4 protein-coding genes are annotated in these 5,806 nt (G+C 63.9%); 3 read left to right on the forward strand and 1 reads right to left on the reverse strand.

The window, feature by feature from the left end; all coding sequences use genetic code 11:
• Positions 1-1,826 (forward strand): putative bifunctional diguanylate cyclase/phosphodiesterase (locus tag ACOJTD_RS25925; RefSeq protein ID WP_420135718.1); only part of this gene is annotated, 1,826 nt, incomplete at its 5' end.
• A gap of 116 nt (positions 1,827-1,942) precedes the next feature.
• On the opposite strand, the gene ACOJTD_RS25930 is transcribed toward ACOJTD_RS25925, so the two are convergent.
• Positions 1,943-3,664, reverse strand: a complete 1,722-nt coding sequence (locus tag ACOJTD_RS25930; RefSeq protein WP_420135719.1) for a cation:proton antiporter — start codon at positions 3,662-3,664, stop codon at positions 1,943-1,945.
• A gap of 46 nt (positions 3,665-3,710) precedes the next feature.
• Here ACOJTD_RS25930 and ACOJTD_RS25935 point away from each other — a divergent pair, with 46 nt between their 5' ends.
• Together ACOJTD_RS25935 and ACOJTD_RS25940 are read left to right on the forward strand one after the other, a co-directional pair.
• Positions 3,711-4,295, forward strand: a complete 585-nt coding sequence (locus tag ACOJTD_RS25935) for a DUF3124 domain-containing protein (protein WP_420135720.1) — start codon at positions 3,711-3,713, stop codon at positions 4,293-4,295.
• Positions 4,296-4,437: 142 nt separating this feature from the next.
• On the forward strand, positions 4,438-5,806 hold a 1,369-nt coding region (locus tag ACOJTD_RS25940; RefSeq protein ID WP_420135721.1), incomplete at its 3' end, for an adenylate/guanylate cyclase domain-containing protein.

Raw genomic sequence — 5,806 nt, forward strand, 5'->3', positions numbered from 1 at the left:
CCGATGCGCTGTCGCCGCGGTTGTCGCCCGTGGCGCTATGCCTGACGGTCGCGCTTGCGACCAGCGCGATCGTCGGTGCCGGGCTGTTCGCCGCGCTGATCGACCGCAGTAGCCATCGCCGCGTTACCGAACGCAGCGTGCAGCTCGATGCGGCGCTCAACAATATGGGGCAAGGCCTGTGCATGTACGATGCGGACGGCAAGCTCCGGCTGTGCAATGCGCAATACCTCGAACTGTATCGGCTGAATGCCAGCGACGTGGTGTACGGCGACGATCATGAACGTCAGCTCCAGTTGAAAACGGCCGCCGGCACGATGTTTCGCGACGCCGACACGCATCGCGGCAAGCTCGCCGCGGCGATTGTCGATCGCGCGGCCACGGATTGGATGGCGTCGCTGGAGGACGGCCGTGAAATCCACATCACCTACCAGCCGATGCCGAATGGCGGCTGGGTCCTGACGTATGAAGACTATACCGAGCGCATGCAGAGCCGCGCCCGGATCGAATTTCTGGCGCATCATGACGGGCTGACTCTGCTGCCGAATCGCATCGCGTTCGATAAGCAGCTGGCCGATACGATCGCGCGAGCCAGGGCCGGCCAGAGCAGCTTCGCGGCGATCTGTCTCGATCTCGATCACTTCAAGGAGATCAACGACGTCTATGGCCATATTGCAGGCGACGAATTCCTCCGCGAAATCGCGCGTCGTCTCGCCGAGTCGGCGGCGGATGCGTTCGTCGCGCGCGTCGGCGGTGACGAGTTCGTGATCCTCACCGCCGAAGGCTCGAAACCGGAGGACGCCGAGGCTTTATGCGAGCGAATCCTCGCCGGGTTCTCGATCGATTTCCAGCTCAAGGGCGGCATCATCCGCGCCAGTTGTTCGATGGGCGTCGCGATGTTTCCGGACAACGGCCGCACCGCCGAAGATCTGATCGCCAATGCCGACGCGGCGCTGTACCGGGTCAAGGCCGATCAGCGCGGCTCGTTCAGGTTCTTTGAGACGTCGCTCGACAATAGTCTGCGCGAGAAGCGAACCCTCCACCGCGATCTGATCGACGCGGTCGAGAAGCGGCAGTTCGAGCCGTATTTTCAACCGCAAGTCACCGCCTCCGGTGAGATCGTCGGCTTCGAAGTGCTGGTCCGCTGGCGTCATCCAACCCGCGGACTGGTTGCGCCGGCGGAGTTCATCCCGCTCGCCGAGGAGACCGGGCTGATCACCGAAATCGACGAACAGATCCTGCGTGCGGCCTGTCGCGAGGGAGCGACCTGGGACAAGCCGCTGACGATTGCCGTCAATCTGTCGCCGATCGATTTTCGCCGCAGCGACGTGCCCGCGACGCTGCTGTCGATCCTGTTCGAAACCGGCTTGCAGCCGGGCAGGCTGCACATCGAGATCACCGAGGGCGTGCTGATGCAGGACGATGGTCGCGCTATCGGTCAGCTGCGCCGCATCAAGGATCTCGGCGCGCATCTGGCGATGGATGACTTCGGCACCGGCTATTCGTCGCTGTCCTATCTGCAGTCGTTTCCATTCGACAAGATCAAGATCGACCGTGGCTTCGTGGCGCAGCTGATGTCCAATCCGCAGTCGCGCGCGATCGTCAAAGCGATCATCGGTCTCGGCCACAGCCTGGGGCTGTCAGTGATCGCCGAAGGCGTGGAGCAGGACGATCAGCTCGACTTCCTGATCGAGCTCGGCTGCGACGAATTTCAGGGCTATCTTACCGGGCGGCCGCAGCCCGCAAATCAATACCACGCGTGGACCAACGACGGCACCGCGGTGGCTAGTGATGAAACGGCGTCTCGTTCCCGCGTACCAAACCGGTGACACGTTGCGGTCGCAAAGGGGGGCGAGGCCACGCTTCGCGTCTCCTCACCCATGCCGCCATCTTTGCAGCAGCGACCGCAACCGATCGCCCTGATGCGATCGAAGGCAAAACCGACCTACGGCAGCACTTCCTTGCGCTCGGCGAGCAGGGCGTCGAGCGCTGCCCGCTTGTCGTCGAGTAGGCCGTCGTCGGCGGCCTCGATCACGCTGTAGAGCTGTTCGGCGTCGCTGATCCGGGTCACGGTGACATAGTCGGCCCCCGCGACGTAGAGCGCGTTGACGTCGGCCAGCAGGTCGGCTGTTGCAATGATTTTCGCCGTGGGATTGAGTCCGCGGACGTGGCGCACCAGCCGCTCGTTGGTAGCGCCCTTCAGCAGCGAATCCGGCACGCTGAGGATGATGATCTCGGCATTGCCGACACCGGCGTGCAGCAGCGTGTCGACGTTGCTGATGTCGCCGTAGACGACATGCATGCCACGGGTCGCCAGCGTGCGATAGACGTTCGGATTGAAGTCGATCACGGTGATCTGCTGCAGCAAGTCCTCGTTGCGCCGTTCGATCTCGCTGATCAGCGCGCTCGCCGCGCGGAAGAAGCCGAGAATCACGATCCGCCGCGCTGCGCCGTGGCCGCTGTCATGCTCGGCCTCAGCCTGCTGATCGAGATCGCGCAGGCCGAGCCGCTTCAGCAGCGGGATGGCGCGCCGGGTGATCTGGTCGCTGCGGGCCATTGCGAATGTCGACAGCACTGCCAGCAGGACGAAGGCGAACGACGCCGCGCTCGCGGTTTCCGTGCGCAGATGGCCGACCGGAATGCCGGTCTGGATCACCACGAGCGAGAACTCGCTGATCTGCGCCAGATTGAGCGCCGGCAGGAGGCTGGCGCGCAGCCCCTGGCGCATCAGATACAGCGGCACGAAAGTGGTGACGAGGCGGCTGACGACGGTGAACACGGCGATCGCGAGCGCCATCGAAATGATCGAGCCGTTGGGGATCGGAATCGTCATGCCGAGGCCGACGAAAAACAGCGTGATGAAGAAGTCCCGCAGCGTCGTCACCTTGGCGGTGACGTCGAGCGCGTAGGGGAAGGTCGACAGCGACACGCCGGCGACCAGCGAACCCATCTCGCGCGACAGATGCAGCCGCTCGGCGATCTCGCCGATCAGAAAGCACCATGCCAGCGCGCCGAGCAGCACGAGTTCGGGCGTTCGGGCGACGCGGTGGAACAGCCAGGGCAGCACGTAGCGCGACAGCACCAGCGCGGTCGCGACCAGCGCCCCGACCCGGGCGATCGACAGGATCAGTACCGAGATCTGCAGGTCGGCCAGGCTGGGCTGAACCGCGAGAAACAGGATCGCGAAGATGTCCTGCAGCACCAGAATGCCCAGCGTGATGCGGCCGGGCAGGGTGTCGAGCTCGCGCTTCTCGTACAGAACCTTGACGATGATCACGGTGGAGGACAGCGCGCAGGCGACCATCAGATACACGGCGTCGAACTGACCGCCGCCGATCGCCAGCCCGATGGTGGCGAAGAAGGCGATGCCGAGCAGACAGCCGCCGATCAGCTGCACGCCGGCCGCCACTAGGATCACACTTCCGGCGCGTACGATCTTCTTCAGGTCGATCTCGAGCCCGATCATGAACAGCATGAAGATCAGGCCGAGCTCGGAGATCACCGAGATCGATTCCTTCGACTGCACCAGACCGAGGCCGAATGGACCGATCACGAAGCCGGCGATAAGATAAGCGAGGATCAGCGGCTGACGGAAGAAATGGGCGGAGAGGCCGAGCATCCAGGCGAACAGGATGCACAGCGTGATGTCGCGAATCAGTTCGTGCATGCCCTCGGCCGCCGTTGAGTGAATGCCGTACATTAAGGGTAATGCCATGCGATCGAAAGACATAACTCGGCGCGATTGTCTGGCCGGCAGAATCGCCGCCTGCTACCGGATCGGGCTGCTGGCGATCGGAGTGCTGCTGTCGTCGGCAGCCGCCAGCTTCGCCCAGAATCGGACCGAGGGGCCGAGCCTCGAGCAAGCCTTCGCCGCGTCGCTGACCGCGCTGCCGGCCGAGCCGCTGTCGACCGCCGGGGCGGTCTATGTGCCGGCCTATTCGAGCGTTTCGATCGCACAGGGCAAGGCGCGCGCCGATTTTTCGGTGACGCTGAGCGTCCACAACGCCTCGGAGACCAAGCCGCTGGTGATCCGCCGGATCGCGTTTTTCGACGGCACCGGCAAGATGGTGCAGAGCTATCTGAAGCAGCCGGTGGCGCTGAAGCCGTTCGCCACCATCGAGGCTTTCGTGCCGACGCTCGACACGCGGGGCGGCACCGGGGCGAACTTCGTCGTCGACTGGGCCGGTAGCGGCGAGATCGCCGAGCCAGTGGTTGAAGCCCTGATGCTCGGCACCTTTGCCAACGGCCACTATGCCTTCATCTCGCAGGGCCGCCCAATCCGATCCGTTGGGCGCTAAGCCGGGCCGAAAAGCCCGCTTCTCTGGCGATTTCCGGCCAAGTCACAAATTCGGTAGCGTTGCACCGTTGTGCCTTCTCAGCCCCCGCCTGCCGCTTTAGGTTCCGACCGCTAGGACCAGGACAGCAGGGCGAGGCGCGCGGATGGATCATGACAATCGGCAGACGCTCCGGCGACGTAGTGGGCTCACCGCCGGCTTGATCGCGGTTCTGCTGCTGGCGCTGCCGGTCGCGGTGTGGCTCGACCTGACGAATCTCGCCGACGCGGCGCTGCGGCGACAGGCGTCTGACCTGAATTCGGTGATCAAGAGCGTCCGGCACTATTATGCCGCCAACGTTGTCGGCCGCATTCTGGAGCATCCGAGCGACGTCAAAGTCGTGCACGATTACCAGAACATTCCGGGTGCGATCCCGATCCCCGCGACGCTGTCGCTCGAACTCGGCCGGGTGATCGGTGAGCAGCAAAGCAACATCTCCTACCGTTTCGTGTCGGACTATCCGTTTGCCAATCGTGCGCCGCACGAACTCGACGCGTTCGAACGCGAGGCGCTGGCGGCGCTGCGCAAGGACGCGAGCAGCAATATCGTGACCGGCCAGGCCGGCCTGTTCAGCGACAGCGTCCGGCTGGTCTCGCCGGTGACGATGGCGCCGGCCTGCGTCGCCTGCCACAACACCCATCCGGAGAGCCCAAAAACCGACTGGAAGGTCGGCGACGTCCGCGGCATCCAGGAGGTGACGATCACTCAGCCGATCGCCGCCAATCTGTTCTCGTTCAAGTTTTTGCTTGCTTACTTCGCGCTGGCGGCGGTTTGCGGCGTGTCGTTCCTGGCGATGCAACGGCGGCAGGCCGACCGCATCGTCGCGATGAACAAGGAGCTCGAGACCAACAACGACTTCCTTGCCACGCTGTCGATGAAGATCTCGCGCTACATCCCTCCGCAGATCTACAAGAGCATCTTCTCCGGCCAGAAGGACGTCACCATCCACACCGAGCGCAAGAAGCTGACGATCTTCTTCTCGGACATTCAGAACTTCACCGCCACCACCGAGCGGCTGCAGCCGGAGCTGATCACCCAGCTGCTCAACGAGTATTTCACCGAGATGTCGGAGATCGCGCATCGTTACGGCGGCACGATCGACAAGTTCATCGGCGACGCGATGCTGATCTTCTTCGGCGATCCGGAGACCAAAGGCGACCGCGCCGACGCGCAGGCCTGCGTGCGCATGGCCTGGGCGATGCAGCGCCGACTGGTCGAACTGAACAGCAAGTGGCGCGCGTCAGGGATCGAGCAGCCATTCCGGGCCCGGATCGGGATCAATTCAGGTTATTGCAATGTCGGCAATTTCGGCAGCGCCGACCGGATGGACTACACCATCATCGGCGCCGAGGCGAACCTCGCCGCCCGGCTGCAGTCGATCGCTGAGCCCGGCGGCATCGTCATCAGCTACGAGACCTACGCGCTGGTGAGCGACATCATCGGCGCCCACACGCTGCCGTCCATCACTATGAAGG

Origin of the sequence: Rhodopseudomonas sp., from assembly GCF_048594845.1 — a bacterium.
Classification (GTDB): domain Bacteria; phylum Pseudomonadota; class Alphaproteobacteria; order Rhizobiales; family Xanthobacteraceae; genus Rhodopseudomonas.

Bases quoted from the DNA above. Each gene is read 5' to 3' on its own strand.
- ACOJTD_RS25935 (WP_420135720.1), top strand. From the start codon at position 3,711: ATGCGATCGAAAGACATAACTCGGCGCGATTGTCTGGCCGGCAGAATC.
- ACOJTD_RS25930 (WP_420135719.1), bottom strand. From the start codon at position 3,664: ATGCACGAACTGATTCGCGACATCACGCTGTGCATCCTGTTCGCCTGG.